At 65.7% G+C, this 280-nt stretch carries 1 protein-coding gene; it reads right to left on the bottom strand.

Going from position 1 to position 280, the window contains the following annotated elements; translation table 11 throughout:
• On the bottom strand, window positions 1-280 hold a 280-nt coding region (locus EOD29_RS31355), incomplete at both ends, for a toprim domain-containing protein (RefSeq protein ID WP_206520536.1).

Here is a 280-nt window from a genome sequence, read left to right as displayed (position 1 = left end):
GCGACGGCTCAGTCGCTTGATTGCTTGCCGACCCGCCGCATCGGCATCGCCAGCAATGTAGAGGCGCAGACATCCGGCAGGAGGGCAAAAGGCTGCGAGGTGATTGGCTGTGAGTGCAGCGACCGCCGGCATGCCTGGCATCACCTCCAATAGCGAAAGAACCGTTTCGAGACCTTCAGCCGCGGCAAGGACAAGCACAGGCTCACCGGGCGGAAACCGGAAGCGGACGGCGTTGCCGAGAAGGCCACCGAGCGCCCGGCGCGGATCGGCCACCTTGGCC

The organism is Mesorhizobium sp. M1A.T.Ca.IN.004.03.1.1 (assembly GCF_003997555.1).
Lineage (GTDB): Bacteria > Pseudomonadota > Alphaproteobacteria > Rhizobiales > Rhizobiaceae > Mesorhizobium.
This window is presented reverse-complemented; position numbering and strand designations above follow the sequence as displayed.